Genomic DNA, 21,938 nt, shown 5'->3' on the forward strand with positions numbered 1-21,938 from the left:
GTCAATCCACAAAGTCGGGTTTCTGTTTACTCATGTGTGCCGCGATGGCCACGCGCAAATCGTTGGATTGCAACATAGCCGCGTTCCAGGTGGCAACGTATTCCAGACCGTCATTGATGCTGTGGTCACGCATGTAGCTGATCATGGCCTTGGTGCCGGTTACGGCAATCGGCGATTTGGCGGCGATCTCGCGGGCAATCTCCAGGACCCCCGCCAGCAGGCTTGCATGATCGGGATACACGCGGTTCACCAGACCGATGCTGCGCGCTTCTTCGGCGCCGAACTGACGGCCGGTATAGGCCAGTTCGCGCAGCATGCCGTCACCGACGATGCGCGGCAGGCGTTGCAGGGTGCCGACATCGGCGGCCATGCCAATGTCGACTTCCTTGATGGAGAACTGCGCATCCTCGGCGGCGTAACGCATGTCGCAGGCGCTGATCAGGTCGATGGCACCGCCGATGCAGTAGCCCTGGATCGCCGCCAGCACCGGCTTGCGGCAGTTGTCCACCGCATTGAACGAGGCTTGCAGCTCGAGGATCTTGCGCCGCAGCAGGCGCGCGTTGCGGCCCACATCCTTGCCCAGGTCATTGGCCACCTGGGCCAGCATCATCAAATCGATACCCGACGAGAAATGCTTGCCGGCACCGCTGAGTACCACGGCGCGCACGGCGTCGGTGTCTTCGACCCATTGGAATATCTCGATGATTTCACGCCAGAACGCCGCGTTCATCGCGTTGATCTTTTCCGGGCGGTTGATCTGCACATGGGCAACGTTGCCGTTGAGCTCAACAACGAAGGCTTGGTATTCGGACATGGCAGTGATCCCTGACTGACGATTGATAAGGGCCAGACTATAACAAGGCTGCGCAAGGGCGCATCGGCCAAAAGCCGGACGCGCACTTATCGGCGCCATGGGCACGGGCCCGCCTGGAAAACGCTGGATAAAACTCCGCGCACCCGCCATCCTTCGCGCATCAAGCCGCTCGCTCGCGGCGCTCCACGCTCAAAGGACCTGCCCATGCACAGCCAACCCCTGGCCCTGGTCGATTTCGACTTCATCGACGAAACCCTGCTCAAATACGGCGACGACCACTCGGTACTCAACCTGGCCGAACTCGACGGTTACTTCACCGCGCTGGTGTCGAGCCCGTCCCGGGTGGACGTCGGCGAGTGGTTCCCGGCGATCTGGGGCGGGCACAACCCGGCCTGGGAAAGCGCGGACGAGGCTCAGCGTTTCCTGGAACTGTGTGTACGCCACATGAATACCCTCGCAGGCCAATTGGCTAACGACGCGCAGGGGTTCAAAGCCCGTTTCGATGACACCGAACATCAGGGCCACACCCTGACCCTCGCCGAAGAATGGTGCTTTGGCTACATCCGTGGCGCGGCCATCGCCAACTGGCCTGACCTGCCGCCCGAACAAGCCGCGCACCTGGAAAAAATTGCCCTGTGCGCCGAGCAGGACAACTTCGAGCTGCCAGTCGACCTCGATGCACGGGCGCACCAGCAGCGCGTCAGCGAGATCGAACCGGCCGCGCGGGCCCTGCACGATTACTGGCTGGCCTTGCGCTAAGCCTCGACAAGCACCGCTGCTTTGGCCGATTATTCGGGTCCGCCCGTCGGCCACTCCGTGCCACCTTGCCTTGATCAGGAGCCTTGCACCTTGAGTTCGCAGAAAACCGTGACCGTTACCCCACCCAGTTCCCCCCTGAACGGCAAGGTCGCGCCCCCTGGCTCCAAATCCATCACCAACCGCGCCTTGCTACTGGCCGCCCTGGCCAACGGCACCAGTCGCCTGACCGGCGCGCTGAAAAGCGATGACACCCGGCATATGTCGGTGGCATTGCGCGAGATGGGCGTGACCATCGACGAGCCGGATGACACCACCTTTGTGGTCACCGGGTCCGGCAGGCTGCAACGGCCGGCACAGCCTTTATTCCTCGGCAATGCCGGCACAGCGATGCGCTTTCTCACCGCCGCCGTGGCCACCGTGCAAGGCAGCGTCGTGCTGGACGGCGACGCCTACATGCAAAAACGTCCGATCGGCCCACTGCTGACCACCCTTGGCCAGAACGGCATCCAGGTCGACAGCCCCACCGGCTGCCCGCCGGTGACCGTACACGGTGTGGGCAAGGTGCAGGCCAAGCGCTTCGAGATCGACGGCGGTTTGTCCAGCCAGTACGTCTCGGCGCTGCTGATGCTGGCGGCGTGTGGAGAAGCACCGATTGAAGTGGCACTCACCGGCAAGGACATCGGCGCCCGTGGCTACGTGGACTTGACCCTGGACTGCATGCGCGCATTCGGCGCACAGGTCGAGGTGGTCGACGACACCACCTGGCGCGTCGCCGCGACCGGCTACCGCGCCCATGACTACCTGATCGAGCCTGATGCGTCTGCCGCCACCTACCTGTGGGCGGCCGAAGTGTTAACCGGTGGCCGTATCGATATCGGCGTGGCTGCGCAGGATTTCACCCAGCCAGACGCCAAGGCCCAGGCGGTAATCGCGCAGTTCCCGAACATGCCGACCACTGTGGTGGGTTCGCAGATGCAGGACGCGATCCCGACCCTCGCGGTACTGGCCGCCTTCAATAACACCCCGGTGCGCTTCACTGAACTGGCCAACCTGCGCGTGAAGGAATGTGACCGCGTACAGGCCCTGCACGACGGCCTCAACGAAATCCGCCCGGGCCTGGCGACCATTGAGGGCGACGACTTGCTGGTGGCCGCCGACCCGGCACTGGCTGGCACTTCTTGCAATGCGCTGATCGACACCCACGCTGACCACCGCATCGCCATGTGCTTTGCGCTGGCGGGGCTGAAGGTCGCAGGCGTGCGCATCCAGGACCCGGACTGCGTGGCCAAGACCTATCCTGATTACTGGAAGGCTCTGGGCAGCCTGGGCGTTGCGCTGACCTATTAAGTCGGCGGCGCCGCAATGGGGAGGGAATGCACATGACGATTCGCCAACCCTGCCCGCCCGGCGCCTGCATTTGCGCACGCGACCAACTGCTGCAGGCGCCGGGTGCCGACCTGCGGGTGCTTGGCCTGACGCGCCAGGAAGAAAAAAAGTTGCTTGCCCGGCTGGAAGACCTCAAGAGTTTGCAGGACCTGGAGCACATGCAGCAGCGGATGTATGAGCTGCTGGGCATTCGAGTGCATGTCGCGCCGGGGCATACCGAGGTCAGGAGCATGCGAGGGATTCAGATTGTCATCGACGAGTTGCCGGGGATGTGCCGCAAGACGCGGCAGGCAATTCCGGCGGCGATTCGTCGCGGGCTGGAGAAACGGCCGGAAATTGCTTATCGGTTGCTCGATGCTTATGACTTGTTTGGCCAAGGGTGATGGGTGTCTATCCGTTACCTGAATAACGGATAGACACCCATCACTCGCTTCCAGCGGAAGTAACCCCGTCCCAGCCCCCCCCCAGCGCCGCGATCAACTGAACACTCGCCACCAACCGCGTCTGCAGCAACGTCAATACCGTTCGCTCATTACTCAGCGCGGTCGCCTGCACCGTCACCACATCCAGATACGCAATCAACCCAGCCTTGTATTGGTTCTGCGTCAACCGCAACGACTCACGCGCGGCGTCCAGCGCCTCGTTGCTGACCACCGCCTCGTCCTCGAGCACCTTGAGCTGCACCATGTAGTTTTCCACTTCACGGAAACCATCCAGCACCGTCTGGCGATACTTGGCCACGGTCTCGTCATAGGACGCCACGGTGCGATCAACCTCGGCCGAACGCTGACCGCCGTCGAACAGGGTCATCGCAAGCTTGGGCCCCACTGACCAGAAGCGGTTCGGCAAGCTGATCCAGTCGGCATAGGTGCTGCTGGTATACCCGCCCGCCAGGCTCAGGCTCAAGTCCGGGTAATAGGCGGCCTTGGCCACGCCGATATTGGCGTTGGCGGCGATCACCGAGCGTTCGGCCGAAGCGATGTCCGGACGCCGTTCGAGCAGTTGCGAGGGCAGGCTCACGGGGATTTGCGGCAACGCAGGAATGTCCTTGCTCACCGCCAGGTTGAAGTTGGCCGGGGCCTCGCCGATCAGCACGGCGATGGCGTTTTCCAGTTGCGCGCGCTGCCAGATCAGATCGATCAGGCTGGCCTGGGTGGTCTTGAGCTGGGTTTGTGCCTGGGCGACCGCGTCCTTGCCGGAGATACCGGCGCGGTATTGGTTTTCGGTCATCTGCAACGAGCGCTGATAGGTATCCAGCGTGGCTTGCAACAGGCGCGTCTGTTCATCCATCACGCGCAATTGCAGGTAGCTCTGCACCAGTTCCGATTGTTGGCTCAGGCGCATCGCGGCGAGATCCGCAGCGCTGGCTTCGGCGCTGGCTTCGTTGGCTTCCAGGCCCCGTCGCAACTTGCCCCACACGTCCGCCTCCCAGCTCACGCCCAACTGCGCGTTCAGGGTGTCGCGGATACCGCTGCTGGAACTGCTCAGGCTTGCGCTGCTGCTGCCGGTGCCCTGGCTCGCACGCGTCTTGCCGACGCTCAGGTCGACGCTGGGGTAAAACGCGCCACGGGCGCTGCGCACCAGCGCCTGAGCCTGGCGGAAACGTGCTTCAGCCTGGGCCACCGTCTGGTTGGACGTGTTGAGGCGCAGCACCAGGTCGTTCAACTGGCGGTCGCCGTACAGCTCCCACCAGGCGCCACGGGCCAGGGAATCGCTCGGCGTGGCCTGGCGCCAGCCCTGAGCTTCCTTGAACTGGGCCGGCTCGATGACCTCCGGGCGTTTGTAATCGGGGCCAATGGCACAAGCGCTGAGCAATAGACCGCACAGCAGCAGGCTCGCCACGCGGGACCCACGGAACATGGCGCATTGGGCAAACGTTGAATCGGTCATAGCGCAGAGTCCAGGGCAGCATCGGTACGCACGCCACGCCAGGCGTTGAAACGGTGGCGTGCGCGGTCGAGATAGAGGTAGACCACCGGGGTGGTGTAAAGGGTCAGGACCTGGCTGAACACCAGGCCGCCGATGATGGTCAGGCCCAGCGGGTGGCGCATTTCCGCGCCGTCACCGGAGCCCAGCAACAAAGGCAAGGCGCCGAGGATGGCCGCCAGGGTGGTCATCAGAATCGGCCGCAGACGCAACAGGCAGGCGCTGCGAATCGACTCCAGCGGGCCCAGGCCGTCGTCGCGCTCCAGCTGCAAGGCCAGGTCGATCATCAGGATCGCGTTCTTTTTCACCACGCCGATCAGCAGGAACAGCCCGAGCAGGGAGATCAGGCTGAACTCGCCGCCTGTGAGGTAGATGGCGAGCATGGCGCCAACCCCTGCCGACGGCAGCGTCGACAGAATCGTCAGCGGGTGAATGTAGCTCTCGTACAGAATGCCCAGTACCAGGTACACCGCCACCAGCGCGCCGAGGATCATGAACGGTTGGCCTTTCTGCGTGGCGGCGAAGGCATCGGCGGTGCCGGCCATCTTGGCGATCACGTCTTCGGGCAAGCCGACCTTGGCAATCGCCCGCTCGATCGCGGCCGTACCCTGCTCCACCGTGACTCCGGGCGCCATGTCGAAGGCAATGTTCTCCGACGCGAACTGGCCTTCATGGCTGACGCGGTCATTGGCCAGGCTGTTTTCATAATGGGCAATGGTCGACAGCGGCACCCGTGCGCCATCGGCGGTGATTACCTGCACCTGGTTGAGGGTGATCGGGTCCTGGGCATATTTGGGGTTGACCTCCATCACCACCTGATACTGGTTGAGGCTGTCATAGATGGTGGAAATCTGCCGCTGGCTGTAGGCGTTGTTGAGCACCGCCGTAACCATGTCCATGTCGATGCCCAGGCGTTTGGCCTGGTCACGGTCGACAATCAGCGTGACCTGTGCCGCACCCCGGCCTTCACGGGCATCGATGGCGGTCAGTTCCGGCAACGCACGCATGGCGGCGACCACTTTCGGGTACCACAGGCGCAGCGCGGCAAGATCGCCACTTTGCAGGATGTAGGAATATTGCGCGCTGGTCTGGTCGCGACCGCCGCCAAACTGCAGGTCCTGGTCGGCCATCAGGAACAGGCGCCCGCCCGGCACCAGCGGCACGTCCTTGCGCAGGCGCTCGATCACTGCCTGGGCGGACACCTTGCGCTCGGCAATCGGCTTGAGGCGAACCAGCATCACCGCATTGTTGGTGCCGTTGTTGCCGCCGATAAAGCCGGCCACGCTGAGCACCGCCGGGTCCTTGAGTACCGCCTTGCGGAAGGTTTCCATTTTCGGCTGCATCACGCTGAACGACAGGCCGTCATCGCCGCGCACAAAACCGATCAACTGGCCGGTGTCCTGCTGGGGCATGAATGTCTTGGGCACCACCACATACAGCGCGACGTTCACGCCGATGGTGAGCAGCAGGCTGAGCAGGGTCAGACGCCGATGACGCAGTACCCAGTCCAGGCTGGTGGCGTAGCCGGCCACCATGCGATCGTTGACCTTCTGGCTCCAGCGCTGCAGGCCGGTCATGCGGCCCTTGACGTGGGGCTTGAGCCAGCGCGCGCAGAGCATCGGGGTCAGGGTCAGCGAGACCACCAGCGACACAATGATCGCCGCCGACAGGGTGATCGAAAACTCACGAAACAGGCTGGTGACGATGCCCCCAATGAACAGGATGGAGAGAAACACCGCCACCAGCGACACGTTCATCGACAGCAAGGTAAAGCCCACTTCCTGCGCGCCCAGGTACGCCGCCTTCATCGGCGGCACACCTTCGTCGATATGCCGGGAGATGTTCTCCAGCACCACGATGGCGTCGTCCACCACCAGGCCGGTGGCGAGGATCAACGCCATCAGCGAAAAATTGTTCAGCGAGAACCCATACAGGTACATCACCGCGAAAGTGCCCACCAGCGACACCGGCACCGCCAGGGTCGGGATCAGCGATGCGCGGAAATTGCCGAGAAACAGGTACACCACCAGGATCACCAGGCCCACCGCGATCAGCAGGGTCATCTCGGCTTCATGCAGGGTGGCGGTGATCACCGGCGAGCGGTCCATGGCCAGGCTGAGCTTGACGCTGGACGGCAATACCGCCTGCAACGCCGGCAACTGCGCCTTGATCTGCCTGACCGTTTCGATGATGTTGGCGCCAGACTGGCGGTTGATCACCAGCAGCACCGCCGAATCGTTGTTGAAAAAACCGCTGTTGTAGCGGTCTTCGACGCCGTCGGTGATCTTCGCCACGTCCGACAGGCGCAGCGCCGCGCCATTCTGGTAGCGAATCAGCAGCGGCTCATAGTCCTTGGCTTTTTCCAACTGGTCGTTGGCCTGGATCTGCCAGTTGCGCTGGCTGTCCTCCAGCGAGCCCTTGGGTCGGCGCTGGTTGGCATTGGCGATGGTGTTGCGCACATCGTCCAGGGCCACGCCGTACTGGTCGAGGGCCTTGGGTTGGAGTTCGATGCGCACCGCCGGCAGCGAACTGCCGCCGATCTGCACTTCGCCCACGCCAGGCACCTGGGACAGACTTTGCGAGAGGATGGTCGAGGCCAGGTCGTAGAGCTGGCCCTTCTGCAACACGTCCGAGGTCAGCGACAGCACCATGACCGGCGCCTGGGACGGGTTGATCTTCTTGTAGGTGGGCATGCTGCGCATGCCGCTGGGCAACAGGTTGCGCGAGGCGTTGATGGCGGCCTGCACCTCCCTTGCCGCACCGTTGATATCGCGGTCGGAGTCGAACGCCAGAATCACCCGGGTGGAACCCTGGCTGGACGAACTGCTCATGGTGGTGATGCCGGCAATCGAGCCGAAGGAACGCTCCAGCGGCGTGGCCACGGTGGACGCCATCACTTCGGGGCTGGCGCCGGGCAAGCTGGCCGACACCACAATCACCGGGAAGTCGATCTGCGGCAAGGGCGACACCGGCAGCAGGTTGAAGCTGACACCACCCAGCAACATGATCGCCAGGCTCAGCAGCAGCGTGGCGACCGGCCGGCGAATGAAAGGTCCGGACAGGTTCATGGCTCAACCGGCTCCAGGCGTTGCGGCTCTTTGCGCCAACGCCGCCCAAGGCGATCGAAGTACAGGTAGATCACCGGCGTGGTGAACAGCGTCAACACCTGGCTCACCAGCAAGCCGCCAACCATCACCAACCCCAGGGGCTGACGCAGTTCGGCGCCGGAACCGCTGGCGAGCATCAGCGGCACCGCACCGAACAGCGCGGCCAGGGTGGTCATCAGGATCGGTCGAAAACGCAACAGCGCCGCCTGATAGATCGCCGTCTGCGGGTCAAGGCCCTGGTTGCGTTCGGCATCAAGGGCAAAGTCGATCATCATGATCGCGTTCTTCTTCACGATGCCAATCAGCAAAATGATGCCGATGATCGCGATCATGCCCAGGTCATTGCCGCTGAGCAGCAAGGCGAGCAAGGCGCCCACCGCTGCCGAAGGCAAGGTCGACAGAATGGTGATCGGGTGGATGTAGCTCTCGTACAGCACACCAAGCACGATGTACATGGTGACCACTGCCGCCAGGATCAGCAGCAGGGTACTCGACAGCGATGCCTCGAACGCCTGGGCCGCGCCCTGGAACTGGGTCTGCACGCCCACCGGCATGCCGATGTCCTTCTGCGTCTGGTTGATCAGTTCCACGCCTTTGCCCAAGGCGACGCCCGGGGCCAGGTTGAATGACATCATCACCGCCGGGAACTGGCCGATGTGCGCAATCGCCAACTGCGCCTGGCGCTGCTCCACCCGGGCCAGGCTCGACAGCCGTACCTGGACGCCATCGGTGGTTTTCACGTGGATCTGGTTCAGCGCCTCCGGGCCAAGGGTTTCGCCGGACTGGGCCTGCAACACGACACGGTACTGGCTGGCCTGGGTGTAGATGGTCGAGATCTGCCGCTGGCCGAAGGCGTCATACAGTGCGTCGGTAATGGTCGACACGCTGACGCCCAGACGCGAGGCCGCATCGCGGTCGATCACCAGATACACCTGCAGGCCCTTGTCCTGCAGGTCGCTGGCGACGTCGGTCAGCTCCGGCAACTGGCTGAGGGCCTGCACCAGCTTGCCGCTCCACAGCGCCAGCAGCTCGGCGTCCGGTGACGACATGCTGAACTGATACTGCGTGCGGCTGACGCGGTCTTCGATGGTCAGGTCCTGTACCGGCTGCATGAACAGGCGAATGCCCACCAGTTTGTCGACCTGCGGCTGCAGGCGCGTGATCACTTGGGTCGCGCTCAGGTCGCGCTCGGCGTGGGGCTTGAGGTTGATCAGCAAGCGTCCGCTGTTGAGCGTGGCGTTGTCGCCGTCCACGCCAATGTAGGACGACAGGCTCTGCACTGAAGGGTCGGCCAGAATGATTTTGGCCAGTTCCTGCTGGCGCTGGCTCATGGCGGCAAATGAAATCGACTGAGGCGCCTCGGAAATACCCTGGATCACCCCCGTGTCCTGCACAGGGAAAAAGCCCTTGGGCACCACCAGGTACAGCACCACGGTGAGGCCCAGGGTGGCGATGGCCACCAGCAGGGTCAGCGGCTGGTGCCTGAGCACCCATTGCAGCAGGCGCGCGTAGCCGTTGATCAGCCAATCGATCCAGGCCCCGCTGGACTTGTAGAAACGGCTTTGCTCCGCTTCCTCGGGCTCGCGCTTAAGCAGACGCGCGCACATCATCGGCGTGAGGGTGAGCGAGACCACCAGGGAAATCAGAATTGCCACCGCCAGGGTGATGGCGAACTCGCGAAACAGCCGGCCTACCACGTCGGCCATGAACAGCAGCGGGATCAGCACCGCAATCAGCGACAAGGTGAGGGAAATCAGGGTGAAGCCGATCTGCCGGGCGCCCTTGAGCGCCGCCGCCATGGGCGTCTCCCCTTCTTCGATATAGCGCGCGATGTTCTCCAGCATCACGATGGCATCGTCCACCACGAAGCCGGTGGCGATGGTCAGGGCCATCAGCGTCAGGTTGTTGATGGAGAAGCCGGCCAGGTACATCACGCCAAAGGTGCCCACCAGCGACAGCGGCACGGCAATCGACGGAATAATGGTCGCACTGACCCGGCGCAGGAACAGGAACGTGACCATCACCACCAGCGCAATGGCGATCAGCAATTCATGTTGCACATCGGTGACCGACGCGCGGATGGTCTGGGTGCGGTCGGTGAGCACAGCCACATCGAGGCCGGCCGGCAGGTTGTCAGTGATGCTCGGCAGCAGCGCCTTGATGCGGTCAACCACCTCGATCACGTTGGCGCCCGGCTGGCGCTGGATATTGAGCAGCACGGCCTGGTTCTGGTTGGCCCAGGCGGCAAGACGTTCGTTTTCGGCGCCGTCGACGATCTGTGCCACATCCTTGAGGCGCAACGGCGCGCCATTGTTATAGGCGAGGATCAAATCGGCGTATTGCTGGGGCGACACCAATTGATCGTTGGCGTCGAGCATCGACACCCGCGTGGGACCGTCGAAGTTACCCTTGGGCTGGTTGACGTTGGACGCAGCGATCAGGGTGCGCACGTCCGACAGGTTCAGGCCATTGGCCGCCAGGGCTTCGGGGTTGACCTTGATGCGCACGGCCTGGCGCTGGCCGCCAGCGATGCTGACCATGCCGACGCCGCTGATCTGCGCAATTTTTTGCGCCATGCGAGTGTCGACCAGGTCATTGAGCTTGGGCAGCAACATTGTTTTGGACGTGATCGCGAGCGTCAGCACCGGGGTGTCTGCCGGGTTGACCTTGTTGTACACCGGCGGCGCCGGCAGGTCCTTGGGCAACAGGTTGGTGGCGGCGTTGATTGCGGCCTGCACCTGTTGTTCGGCGACGTCCATGTTGATGTCGAGGTTGAAGCGCAGGGTCAGCACCGAGGCGCCGCCGGAACTGGTGGACGCCATCTGCGTAAGGCCGGGCATTTGCCCGAACTGGCGCTCCAGCGGCGCGGTGACCGCGCTGGTCATCACGTCGGGGCTGGCGCCGGGGTACAGCGTCATCACGCGGATCGTCGGGTAATCCACCTGGGGCAAGGCTGATACCGGCAACAGCCGGTAAGCGATGATGCCGGCCAGAACGATGGCCAGCATGCTCAGCGTGGTGGCGACCGGACGAAGGATAAACAGCCGCGACAGGTTCATGAACCGACCTTTGGCGCCTTGCCGGCGTTAACGCCGCTCTCGGTTTTGGCCGCAGGTTTGCCTTGCAGGTGTTCGGTTGGGGTGGTCGGCACATCGGCGCTGTCGTTGACCACTTCGATTTCACTGCCATCCTTGAGCCGGTCGGTGCCTTCCAGGACCACGCGGTCGCCGGCCTTGAGGCCCTCCTTGATTACCGTGTTGTCGCCGTCGGTATCGCCGACCACCAGTGGCTGAACCTTGACCTTTTTGTCGCCATCGAGGACGTAGACGAAGGTGCCGTCGTTGCCGAACTGGATCGCGGCGGACGGTGCCAGTACCACATCGCGCAGGGTATCGGCCAGCAGGTGCACGTTGACGAACTGGTTGGGGAACAGGGCCTGATCCTTGTTATCGAAGCGTGCCTTGAATTTCAGGGTGCCGGTGGTGACGTCGATCTGGTTGTCCAGGCTTTGCAGTACGCCGACCGCCTGTTTCTTCACGTCGCCACGGTCCCAGGCTTCCACTGGCAGTTTGTTGCCGGCGTGGTAGCGGGGCAGCACGGTGTCCAGGGTGTTTTCCGGCAGGGTGAAAGCCACGCTGATCGGCTGGGTCTGGGTGATCACGGCCAGGGCGGTCGTGTCGTTAGCCGCAACGAGGTTGCCGACGTCAAGCTGGCGCAGGCCGACTCGCCCGGCAATGGGTGCACGGATTTTGGTGAATTCGAGGTTGAGCCTGGCGTCATCGACCGCGCCCTGGTTGGCCTTGACCGTGCCCTGGTATTGCAGGACCAGCGCTTCGGCGGTGTCCAGAGTCTGCTTGGCGATGCTGTCCTGTTTATACAGGTCGCGATAACGCTGCACGTCAACCTGGGCGTTTTTCAACTGCGCCTGGTTTTGCAGGAGCGTGCCCTGGGCCTGGAGCAAGGCGTTCTGGTAGCTGCGCGGGTCAATTTCCGCCAGCAGGTCACCGGCCTTGACCATCTGACCCTCTTCAAAGGCGATCCTGACCAGCTCCCCACCGACCCGGCTGCGCACATTGATGGTGTTGAGCGCGGTGACCGTGCCCAGCGCCTTGTAGTACACCGGAAACTCCCCCAGCACCGCTGGCGCCACACGCACCGGCACCGGGCCAGTGGACCCGCCGAAACCCGGGCGGGCCATGCCGGTCTTGCCGGTGTGCCCGGCCGGTGCGTCCTTGTGGGCGCTACTGCCGGGCCAGAATTTCCAGCACAGGCCGGCGATAACCAGCAGCACAAGCAGGCCGAACAGCCAGCGGCGGGAGTTGCGTGGGGAGGATTGCATGGAGTGATCAACCATTGGGCGCGAGAGCTTCTTCTTCGGGAGGCTGAAAGATAAGCACTGGAGCAGTTTAAGAAAAGCGCCTTTACCGGCTATTTACCTTGGGCTTACACGTTTTAACGTTTGCAGCTTAGTCCATTCGCTAGTTCGCTAAGCTGCTGACGCTCAAATAAAAACGGCCTGGACGAGGCCAGGCCGCAAACATGTATCCGACGTGTTACTGCACAGCGCAGTAATGTGCCGAAACAGTTACTTCAAAACAGCCAGGGCGGCTTCGTAGTTTGGCTCCTGGCCAATTTCCGCAACCAGCTCGCTGTGCAGCACTTTGTCGTTTTCGTCCAGCACCACCACCGCGCGGGCGGTCAGGCTGCGCAGCGGGCCGTCGGTGATATCGACGCCATAATCCTGGGAGAAAGCGGCGCTGCGGAAATCCGACAGGCTTTTCACGTTTTCCAGGCCTTCGGAACCGCAGAAGCGGGCCTGGGCGAACGGCAGGTCGGAGGAAATGCACAGCACCACGGTGTTGCTCAGCTCGTTGGCTTGGGCGTTGAACTTGCGCACCGAGGTGGCGCAGGTCGGGGTATCGACGCTTGGGAAGATGTTCAACACTTTGCGCTTGCCGGCGAAGGAAGCCAGGGTAGCGTCCGACAGGTCGCCGGCGGTCAGGGTGAAGTCCGGCGCCTGGGAACCGGCTTGTGGCAGTTCGCCTTCAACCTGGACAGGGTTACCTTTGAGAGTGACTTGAGCCATGAACGGAATCCTTATGCTGGGTTTGATGAATCGAATTCGAGAGGCCGAAGTTAACCACAAACTGCCGCCGCTACCTACCGCCGTCGCCAAATTGTCATCGCGCCGGGTTGTGGTTTAATTGCGCGCTTTCCCCCCGCCCTGCAAGGAACCCGCCGTTGATAAATCAGCCCTGTGCCAAAGTTCTGGTCATTGGTTACGTCTGGCCGGAGCCGCGTTCCTCGGCGGCGGGTGGGCATATGATGCAGATTCTTGAGGCGTTTCTGACGCAAGGTTGGGACGTTACCTTCAGCAGCCCCGCCGCACTGGGCGAACACAAGGCCGAATTGTCGGCGCTGGGTATCAAAGAATGCGCCATCGAGCTCAATAACAGCAGCTTCGATGACTTTGTCCGCGAATTGGCTCCGGATATCGTGCTGTTCGACCGTTTCATGATGGAAGAACAGTTCGGCTGGCGCGTGGAGAAGTGCTGCCCAGACGCCCTGCGCGTGCTGGAAACCTCGGACCTGCAAAGCCTGCGCGACGCACGTCACCAGCGTTTCAAGGAACACGCAAAAGCCCATTCCGATAGTGACGACTTCACTGCTCTGTTCGCCCCTGCGCTGAGGGACGAGTTCCAGCGCATGGCCGACACGGACCTCGCCAAACGTGAAATAGCCGCCATTTACCGCTGCGATATCAGCCTGATGATTTCCGACGTGGAAATCCGCCTGCTCACCGAGCAATTCAACGTGCCCGCCGCCCTGCTCCACTGGTGCCCGCTGATGATGGAGCCGCCCACCGCTGCCTTTGCGCCTTTTGAAGACCGCGCGCATTTTCTCAGCATCGGCAACTTTCGCCACGCGCCCAACTGGGATGCCGTGCTGTGGATGAAGAACAGCATCTGGCCGCTGATCCGCCAGCAACTGCCCGCCGCCCAGTTGCATGTCTACGGCGCCTACACCCCGCCCAAGGCCACCGCCCTGCACAACCCGGCGCAGGGTTTTCATGTGATGAACTGGGCCGAAGATGCGCTGCAGGTGATGAGCGCCGCGCGCATCTGCCTGGCGCCGCTGCGCTTCGGCGCGGGGATAAAAGGCAAACTGGCCGATGCGATGCTGTGTGGCACACCCAACGTCACCACCCCTGTCGGCGCCGAAGCGATGGGCGATGAACACCCTTGGCCCGGTGTGGTTAAACAGAGCGCCCAGGCTCTCGCCGCCGCCGCCGTCGCCCTTTATCAAAACCGTGAGCGTTGGACCCAGGCGCAGGAACAGGGTCGCCAACTGCTTGCCCGCCGCTATGACCAACGCATCCACGGCCCGGCGCTGGTGCAATGCCTGGAAAACTGCCGCAGCCATCTCGCCAGCCACCGCCGGGACAACTTCACCGGCAGCATGCTGCGTCACCACGCCCACAAAAGTACGCAGTACATGTCCCAGTGGATCGAGGCAAAAAACCGCAACCTGTGAGGTCGGTGCTGGCGAGGTCGCGCGTGAGGAGGCATTATCCTGTGCAGCAACCACAATAAAGCGACGGCACCATGACCCGAGCAACGCGCGTTACCGACCCTTCCTACGAACTGATGGACGATCACAACGGTGTGTCCGTCATCTACCGCCAGCACGGGTTCCCGTGCCCGCTGGTGCGCTGGCACTTCCACAAGGAATATGAGCTGCACCTGATCATCGCCAGCTCCGGCAAGGTGTTTATCGGTGACTATATCGGCAACTTCTACCCGGAAAGCCTGTTCCTCACCGGCCCCAACCTGCCCCACAACTGGATCAGCCAGGTGGGGGAAGATGAAGTGGTGCCCAAGCGCGACATGCTGGTGAATTTCACCGATGAATTGTTCGAACACGGCAGCCACATTTTCGCCGAGCTCAAACGCCTGGGACCGTTGCTCGAACGCGCGCAGTACGGCATCGAATTTCGCTGCAAAAAAACCATCGCGCAGGCGATGAACCTGATGCAGCGTATCGAAGAGGCTCAGAGTATGGCGCGCCTGGGGCACTTCTTTATCCTGATGGAGGTGCTGAGCACCTGTGAGGATTATCAGTTGCTCTCGGGCGTCACCACCCCGCAATTGGCCGACGAGCACAGCATCGACCGTACCAACCGCGCGGTGGATTACATCTTTGCCCACTACGCCCGCGAGCTGCCGCTGGAAGAAGTCGCCGACTACCTGGGCATGAAACCCACCTATTTTTCGCGGGTGTTCAAACAGGCAACCGGCCGTACCTTTGTCGAGTTCGTTAACCGTTTGCGTATCAGCAAGTCGTGCGAGTTGCTGGCCGACGGCGACAAGGCGGTGACCGATGTGTGTTTCGAGTCGGGATTCAATAACATTTCCAACTTCAACCGGCGTTTTCAACAGCTCAAGGGCATGACGCCTTCTCACTACCGTCGCCTGGCGGAGCAGCGGTTGACCGAGCAGAACCCCGCCTGAAGTCCATCGCACTGACGCTTTGCGTAGACACGATCAAACATAGTTACATTGCTTCGTGCATCGTTACAGGAACGCCATTGGTTCCCCCGGCCACTCAGCACACCATCACGCTTTACTTGGTGATGATTTTTCTGACAGACCGGCAGAGACCAATAATGATCAACGCGCAACCAAAGCTCGTTCCCCTCTACACCCCACTTCCCCAGCTGGCTGACAGCGCCCCCAGAGTGCCGCTCGCCAATAGCGCACCGAACAGCGCGGCAGACGTGCGTGCCTTGCGAGCACGCCGAGACCTGCAAGGTCCGATGCCTGCTTCCCACTCAAGGCAAGAGAAAATCAGCCAGTTCGCCGACGCCCTGGTTGAACGCGGTGACCGCAAATTGGCCGCCGATATCGCCAATGCCCTGATCCGCATCAAGCTGGATCAAAACGCGAGTATCGACTCCGAGCAACTGCCAATCCCACCTGACTCCACTTTCCGTCAGCCCTGGAGCGCACTTGCCAACGCACTGCACGCAGAGCCGTTCAAATCGTTTGCCGAGGCCAATGATATTGATCCCAACGCAGTCATGATCGATAAAACAGGGAGTTTGATTGCGCTTAAGAAAGACACCTCCTACGACATCTACTCACGGCCGGATGATGATTGGGAATGCGCTTCGGTGGACGTTCTGGCGGCAGTCAAAAAGCTGCCCATCTGGGACTTGATTACCTTCTCTGACAAGGATGTCGCGCCCCTCAGGAACCTGATCGCGTTCTACGATTTGCCTCGGTCCACTATGCGTGATGATGATGCACTGCATATCATCGCAAAGCTGTTGAAAAGCCCTGCTTTCCCAGCGCCGGACAAAGCCGACAAGCATTACGCGCAGCTCATGGCCAAGCGCAACCAGCAAAAAAAAGAGGCCAGCCAGGCGATTGCAGACCTGCCGTCCCAGGAACTGAACCAGCGCCTGGCCGAGTTCGCGCCTTTGACGGCGACAAAAAGAGTGGAACACGCTGACGAAGAACTGGCGACGCTATGCAGTCAGGCGCTGATAAAGCTGTTGCCGGAACCGCGCAGCACCTCCATGGGGCTGCCGGCCTCCGCGATTATCCTCAGTGAGATTCCGGAGTATTCAACCTTTAATCAAGCTCGCAAAAATCTTTTAAACGCGCTGAACAGCAGCCCTTTTACAACCTTTCTACAAAAGAACAACATCACTGCTTCCAGCGTCAGGTTCCATCCAGACAGCGGCGATCTGACAGGCAGCGTCGACGGCAAGGACAAAACCTTCACGTTGAACGATGTTTCGGATTGGCCTGATATCTGGGATGGCATCAAGAGCGCCGTCCAACAAATGGGGGGAGGCCCTGACGCACTGGTTGCCTATCCGGCCGCTTCTGCCTCACTGAACGAAGTGATGCGGTTTTACAACGAACCTGTCCCCGAGCTGAAAGGCTCAACACCAAAGCCCCTGGTGAGTGTCCTGCAGCGAATAGCAGAGATGTCCCAAAACAAGGGGTTCAAAGCACTGGTGGACGCGAACACCAATGATGCGTTGTCCCAGGCCGTGCGCAAGCGTCAGCAGGCGGTGAGCAACCAGCTTTCGGGTACTGCCATCAAGCCATCCAGGCTTGAAGCCCTGGCGCAAGCGGTTAAAGCCAGTGACGCTGATTCAGTGGAAACAGGCGCGGAAAGCGCCGAAAGCGCACTGGCCATCGCCATGCACCGGGCAATGCTCGTGGTGAAAGCCGATCCAACCCAAGCCTCCAACAAGATCATCAATTCGATACCGCACGACAGCCTCTTCGGACAATGGTGGGATTACCTTGGCAAGGCTTTGAATGGACGCGGGTTCACCCAGTGGGCTCGCGAGCAAAAACTCGACTTGGCGTCCCTGCGCTATGACCCCTCGGACCGGTCGCTGATCGGCAAGGTCAATGGTATCGATCAGCGTTATACCGCCAACGACTTTGCAAAAAAGTACCCGGGCTATTTTGACGTGCTCACGCCAGTGTTGAATGCCGCAGCGCCCTTCGCAGCCCGTGGAACGCCCTTGAAGCTGCCGCAGCCCCTAACCGCCGACGCGCCGTTTGAGTCGGTGTGCAATTTCTATGGCATCAGCCCCCACTACAGCAGTCCGGCCTTCGCACAACAAACGCAGATGATGGGGCAAACTCAACAGTTCCCGAACCCTGTTGAAGACCCGGACCGAATCGTGAACGATTTGATCCGAAAAAAAACAGCCATGGGGGACAGCAATGATCGATACGCCCTCATGGGTGAGCTTGAGCGCATCAATGCGGGCAACGACTCGACATTGATCCCTGTCGACCCTGATTCGTCGCATCAGCCCAAGGGGGCGAGAACGCTTGAGCAGTTTCTTCGAGACAACAACTGGAATAATTTAACGTCGACTCAGCAAGGCGAGAACCTGTTAAAAGCGTTGCAGACACCCGTCCCTGAATCGCCGCCCCTGGGCAATCTCTGGGGGTTTCTCTCCACCGAACTCCCCCTCAGTACAGCGCAGCGAACCAAGGTGGCGCTGTTTGTAAAAAACAATATCGCGCCACACAGCAGCCTGTGGAGCTACTTGAACGCAGGTATTACCGGCCTCAGTACCCAACCTGACAAAGCATTGCAACAGATGCTGTCCAGCGATAAAGCCGTAGAATTTGCCGCGAAACTTGAAATCGACATGGAGGGGCTCACGACCACGAACAGCCTGAAGCAGTGGCTGTTGACCGCCCTGACGCTGGAACTCGATCCCAAGGCGGGCGCTTCGCGCAATACCGTTGCAGGCTTCGACTTCATGCAGGCTGATAACTGGGGACTTCATCCCAACGAAATCAGCGAACGCTTCGATCAACACTTGATTGACACCGCAAAAATACCCGCGGCACTTGCCCCGATCGCTTCGCATTTGCTGAAGTCCGGTATGGCGCCACAGTTTGTACGCAAAGACCTGTCGCCGGCAGCAACGCTGGGCTCCTCCGAGTTTGCGATCTACAACATGGGCGTAAACCTGATAGAGCAGATCGCCCCCGGTGCTGCCACCGGCATGAGCGATGAACAGGTCACTCGGTTTATCGGGATTGAGCCCATTTCGGCTGATGAGACACAACAGCGCGCCATGGCGGGGATGAATCCGGTGATGGATTGGGCAATCAGCAACGGCCACGTCATAAAGAGTGACAAAGATGAATACACCCTGGAACAAATGGCAACTGCGCAAAAAGCCCTGAATAAACAGAACGCTGAAGTGTCTGCCGCCAACAACTTTCTAAATACCGTCAAGGCGCCCAGCAGGCGAGCGATGGCCCTTGAAGCATTGCGGGCAAAATTTGGTTCCACTATCGACTTCGAGAATACGTATGTATGGGAGAGGGTCGGCAAGGTCTTCTCCGGCGTAAAAGCAAGCATCGCCGCAGTGTATGAGGCCGGCCGTCTGGGTGATCAGTGGGCGCCGGAAACACCCGCGCTGGACTTCGACAAACTGCGCAGACACGCCGCTGAATTACCCGTCATAAAAGAGCAGTTTAATCAGGCTATCGAACAAGACTATTCGCAACGCAGGACGCACAGCATTTCGCAACTCAAGGACATGATCAGCAAACTGCCTTTGCCGATTCGCACTGCCTTGAACAACGGCGGTATGAACCTGTACGCAGTAGGGAATACCGGCGGCATCGTGCTGGATGTGGATCACTACGGAAAGAAATACACGCTCGCCGTCTATCCGGGAGCTGGAAAAATAATACAAATTCCGCCTATCGACCGTTCGGTGCTCCATGGAAAAGCCGGTAGCGTAACCATCGATCTGAACGCCTTCCAAAGCGGCGCAGAGCCGAAACCCGAACTCACCCCCAACGTCGTCCTGACACCCCTCCATCTTGTCGACTCCGATGTTTATAAGGGCGGCAGGCGGCTATTGTTCGCAGAGCAGGCAGGTACGACGCCCGTTAACTACGAGAGTGTCAGGTCCCGGCATCTGGCCGAGGTGCTGGTTGATACGGCCTACCTGAGCAAGGCCAATTTCATCAACAAACAACGCGGGTTCAACCCCGTGGACAACGCCGTCGAACCCACTGACGTCTTCAAGGGTTTCATGCAGATAGTGCCCGGCGGCTCAAGTATTCTGGATATCTACAACGGCGATTATAAGAAAGCGGTGTACGACCTGGGCGTCGACATCGTGCTGTATGCAGCCACGGAAGGTCTCGGCAAAGTCTGGTCAGTGCTCAAATCGGGCGCGGCCTGGGCGCGCGCCAAGGTGGCCGCCAGGTTCGCTGAGAAGTTCGGCGCCAAAGAAGGTGAAGATAGTGTACTCAAGGACCTGACAGTCAACAGCACTTCGCAGACTCTCCTCTCAACCAATCGACTGCAGCAAAGCCATCTGGCTGAACTGCCCGACGGGAAGTTTGTACAGCCATCCAATATGGAGGACGGTGTCGTCATAAGTACCGGTACCCCCACACACACCAAAGTGACGGCAATCTTCCAAGAGGGTAAGTGGTACGCCTACGACAGCAAAACAGCGCAACCCTATGGGCCGGCGCTGAAAGGGTTCGTTTCCGACACAACGTCACTCGTTCAAAAAGAAACCTTTTCAGACGGCACCTCAGCGCTGGTAACGCAGAAATCACTGGCCGACGACGCTTTTACCCTGCCCCGGGTCAATGGCTTTGACCTGATCAACGAGGGCAAGGTCTACCGTTACGATACCCACACACCTGATTTATTGACTGACCTAGAATCGGCCGATCACTTTAAACCGCTCGAAGGTTTCGAAGCGATTTGCCAAGCCCCGACTGGGCTTACTGGCCGATTCAGGCGCGGAGTCAATGACACCTGTTTCTCCAAGATCATCCACAACGTATCCAGTGAATTGACCCAGGAACAGCAAGCGCTTGAGCATGTGCGGCTGTTCCCCTCGGCACCGAAGCTGTTCAATAAGGACCAGTTCGTCATTTTCGAGCGACGCCGCTTCAAGTTGGTTGAAGGCGAAATGGGCCCCCAACTGATGCCGGTCCTGGATAAAAAACGTATCACCTACAAGGACACCATCAAAGGTACGATCAAACAAGATCCACTATTTGGCTTTCACGCTCCGCGGGAAAAGATAGCGTTGGCGCAGCAAAGCCGGGTGGTCAAGCTCAACAGTATAAGCACTGTGTGCGATGACAAGCGCGAGCTTCGAGGTATCGTGGTTGAGGACTCGATCAATAAAAGTTCCAGTCAATACCTGGTGATCGAAGCGGATATCGGCGAGTTTTACTTTGCGAGACTGAACAAAGCGCCTGGCGACGAACTAACTTTTATAAAATGCACGCCCAAAGAACTGCCGTTGATCAAGAGCTATAAGGCGGAGCTAAGCCTCCGCCAAGGCGTATCCAAAGCCCCCATTGATAACGATTTTATTGCCTTGCCGAAACTCAATGTGGCGTTTCAAGCGTTGGAGCGTTCTGGCTATACGAGAGAGGGCATCGATGATCTAAAAGCCTATTGTAAAGATCTGACCCCGGAACAGCAGCGTGAAGTCGTTTATCAACTGCAACGGCACGACGCGCTCGGTAAAGCCGACATTGCACTAAGGCCGATAAAAGTAGCCGCATTGGATAAACCTGCTGCCTTCGCAACATGGCCTGCTGAGCAACAGAACAAATTCTATGCACAACAAGCCAAGTCCGATGTCAATCGTGCAATGAAAGCAACAGGGCTGGGTCCCGGTAACCAACTGATTACCAAGGCGGACGAAGCGCGCGCACAGGCCGCAACAGAGACTATCGGATGGTTACGTCATACTGCGCATTATAGTGCGCCGAACCGCGCCAACCTGGTGCTGAAAACCGGCGCGGGCAACTGTGGAGAAATGGCACTGGTGTCAAAGGACATCATCAATAAGAGCGGCGGTCGTGCCTATGAATGGCATGCCTCGAATGCCCATGTATTCACAGTAGTCGGCGGCCCCTCGACGTTAGCCTCGGATACAGTCGACTTTTCCGAGGCGGCCTGGAAAGACGCCTGGATCGTCGATCCATGGGCCGACATTGCCTGTCCCGCTCGCGAATACACACAGAAATTGAAGGACGTCATGACCCAGTGGCAACGTAAAAACATAAAGATATTGGCGGGAGGAAAGCCTATCAGCCCGTTGGACGACGACTGGATCAATGATCTTATAAAAAAACCAAAAGCTCCCTTTACTCACGGGTATATGCGCACCTGATACCCAATACTGGAGCAAGCGCGCCGTCGCCGGGTGGTCGGCGCGCTTTGCCAGAGCCTCATCTGACACACCTGGCTCCATTGCGAACCAGTGCAAAAAAGTATCAGCGAACGTGCACCAACGGATTTGTCACAACTGCATTTCAAGGCTGTAATCAACGCACACTCTTCCTGGTTTCATGTAGGAAGACACAACAACAATAACTGTCCTTCTGTAGCCCCTG

General features: G+C 60.2%; 12 protein-coding genes. 6 read left to right on the forward strand and 6 right to left on the reverse strand.

Going from position 1 to position 21,938, the window contains the following annotated elements; translation table 11 throughout:
• Nucleotide 1: 1 nt before the first annotated feature.
• On the reverse strand, nt 2–814 hold the full coding sequence (locus TU75_RS01200; protein ID WP_015372259.1) for a crotonase/enoyl-CoA hydratase family protein: 813 nt from the start codon (nt 812–814) through the stop codon (nt 2–4).
• A gap of 204 nt (nt 815–1,018) precedes the next feature.
• Between TU75_RS01200 and TU75_RS01205 the strand changes: the two genes are divergently transcribed.
• The 3 genes from TU75_RS01205 to TU75_RS01215 all read left to right on the forward strand — a co-directional run bounded on the left by TU75_RS01205 (nt 1,019) and on the right by TU75_RS01215 (nt 3,342).
• A complete protein-coding gene (locus TU75_RS01205; protein WP_060547982.1) occupies nt 1,019–1,573 on the forward strand; it encodes a UPF0149 family protein in 555 nt (184 codons plus the stop codon).
• A gap of 90 nt (nt 1,574–1,663) precedes the next feature.
• The gene (gene aroA, locus TU75_RS01210) at nt 1,664–2,920 is read left to right on the forward strand and encodes a 3-phosphoshikimate 1-carboxyvinyltransferase (protein ID WP_060547983.1); all 1,257 of its coding nucleotides are present in this window, start codon (nt 1,664–1,666) and stop codon (nt 2,918–2,920) included.
• A gap of 32 nt (nt 2,921–2,952) precedes the next feature.
• Nucleotides 2,953–3,342, forward strand: coding sequence for a hypothetical protein (locus tag TU75_RS01215; RefSeq protein WP_003233055.1), 390 nt, complete (start codon nt 2,953–2,955; stop codon nt 3,340–3,342).
• A gap of 40 nt (nt 3,343–3,382) precedes the next feature.
• Here TU75_RS01215 and TU75_RS01220 read toward each other — a convergent pair whose 3' ends face one another.
• From TU75_RS01220 to tpx, 5 genes are all read right to left on the reverse strand, one after another.
• A complete protein-coding gene (locus tag TU75_RS01220; RefSeq protein WP_015372261.1) occupies nt 3,383–4,849 on the reverse strand; it encodes an efflux transporter outer membrane subunit in 1,467 nt (488 codons plus the stop codon).
• Nucleotides 4,846–7,953, reverse strand: coding sequence for an efflux RND transporter permease subunit (locus tag TU75_RS01225; RefSeq protein WP_015372262.1), 3,108 nt, complete (start codon nt 7,951–7,953; stop codon nt 4,846–4,848). The genes TU75_RS01220 and TU75_RS01225 overlap by 4 nt, the downstream gene beginning before the upstream one ends.
• Nucleotides 7,950–11,051 (reverse strand): MdtB/MuxB family multidrug efflux RND transporter permease subunit, encoded by a 3,102-nt coding sequence (locus TU75_RS01230; protein WP_060547984.1) that lies wholly within the window; start codon nt 11,049–11,051, stop codon nt 7,950–7,952. The genes TU75_RS01225 and TU75_RS01230 overlap by 4 nt, the downstream gene beginning before the upstream one ends.
• Complete coding sequence (locus TU75_RS01235) at nt 11,048–12,346, reverse strand: MdtA/MuxA family multidrug efflux RND transporter periplasmic adaptor subunit (RefSeq protein ID WP_060547985.1); 1,299 nt, start codon at nt 12,344–12,346, stop codon at nt 11,048–11,050. Before TU75_RS01235 ends, TU75_RS01230 begins: the two co-directional genes overlap by 4 nt.
• Before the next feature lie 231 nt (nt 12,347–12,577).
• Nucleotides 12,578–13,078, reverse strand: a complete 501-nt coding sequence (gene tpx / locus TU75_RS01240) for a thiol peroxidase (RefSeq protein ID WP_003233046.1) — start codon at nt 13,076–13,078, stop codon at nt 12,578–12,580.
• Between the two features lie 158 nt (nt 13,079–13,236).
• On the opposite strand from tpx, the gene TU75_RS01245 reads away from it, so the two are divergent.
• The 3 genes from TU75_RS01245 to TU75_RS01255 all read left to right on the forward strand — a co-directional run bounded on the left by TU75_RS01245 (nt 13,237) and on the right by TU75_RS01255 (nt 21,715).
• Nucleotides 13,237–14,526: a glycosyltransferase gene (locus tag TU75_RS01245; RefSeq protein WP_060548034.1), complete on the forward strand. Its 1,290-nt coding sequence runs from the start codon at nt 13,237–13,239 to the stop codon at nt 14,524–14,526.
• Nucleotides 14,527–14,597: 71 nt separating this feature from the next.
• Nucleotides 14,598–15,503, forward strand: a complete 906-nt coding sequence (locus TU75_RS01250) for an AraC family transcriptional regulator (protein ID WP_060547986.1) — start codon at nt 14,598–14,600, stop codon at nt 15,501–15,503.
• Nucleotides 15,504–15,658: 155 nt separating this feature from the next.
• Nucleotides 15,659–21,715 (forward strand): hypothetical protein, encoded by a 6,057-nt coding sequence (locus TU75_RS01255; protein WP_231981960.1) that lies wholly within the window; start codon nt 15,659–15,661, stop codon nt 21,713–21,715.
• The last annotated feature ends 223 nt before the right edge of the window (nt 21,716–21,938 follow it).

Source organism: Pseudomonas poae, from assembly GCF_001439785.1.
Taxonomy (GTDB): Bacteria; Pseudomonadota; Gammaproteobacteria; order Pseudomonadales; family Pseudomonadaceae; genus Aquipseudomonas; species Aquipseudomonas poae.

Bases quoted from the DNA above. Each gene is read 5' to 3' on its own strand.
- TU75_RS01200 (WP_015372259.1), bottom strand. From the start codon at position 814: ATGTCCGAATACCAAGCCTTCGTTGTTGAGCTCAACGGCAACGTTGCC.
- TU75_RS01205 (WP_060547982.1), top strand. From the start codon at position 1,019: ATGCACAGCCAACCCCTGGCCCTGGTCGATTTCGACTTCATCGACGAA.
- TU75_RS01215 (WP_003233055.1), top strand. From the start codon at position 2,953: ATGACGATTCGCCAACCCTGCCCGCCCGGCGCCTGCATTTGCGCACGC.
- TU75_RS01220 (WP_015372261.1), bottom strand. From the start codon at position 4,849: ATGACCGATTCAACGTTTGCCCAATGCGCCATGTTCCGTGGGTCCCGC.
- TU75_RS01225 (WP_015372262.1), bottom strand. From the start codon at position 7,953: ATGAACCTGTCCGGACCTTTCATTCGCCGGCCGGTCGCCACGCTGCTG.
- TU75_RS01230 (WP_060547984.1), bottom strand. From the start codon at position 11,051: ATGAACCTGTCGCGGCTGTTTATCCTTCGTCCGGTCGCCACCACGCTG.
- TU75_RS01235 (WP_060547985.1), bottom strand. From the start codon at position 12,346: ATGGTTGATCACTCCATGCAATCCTCCCCACGCAACTCCCGCCGCTGG.
- tpx (WP_003233046.1), bottom strand. From the start codon at position 13,078: ATGGCTCAAGTCACTCTCAAAGGTAACCCTGTCCAGGTTGAAGGCGAA.
- TU75_RS01250 (WP_060547986.1), top strand. From the start codon at position 14,598: ATGACCCGAGCAACGCGCGTTACCGACCCTTCCTACGAACTGATGGAC.
- TU75_RS01255 (WP_231981960.1), top strand. From the start codon at position 15,659: ATGATCAACGCGCAACCAAAGCTCGTTCCCCTCTACACCCCACTTCCC.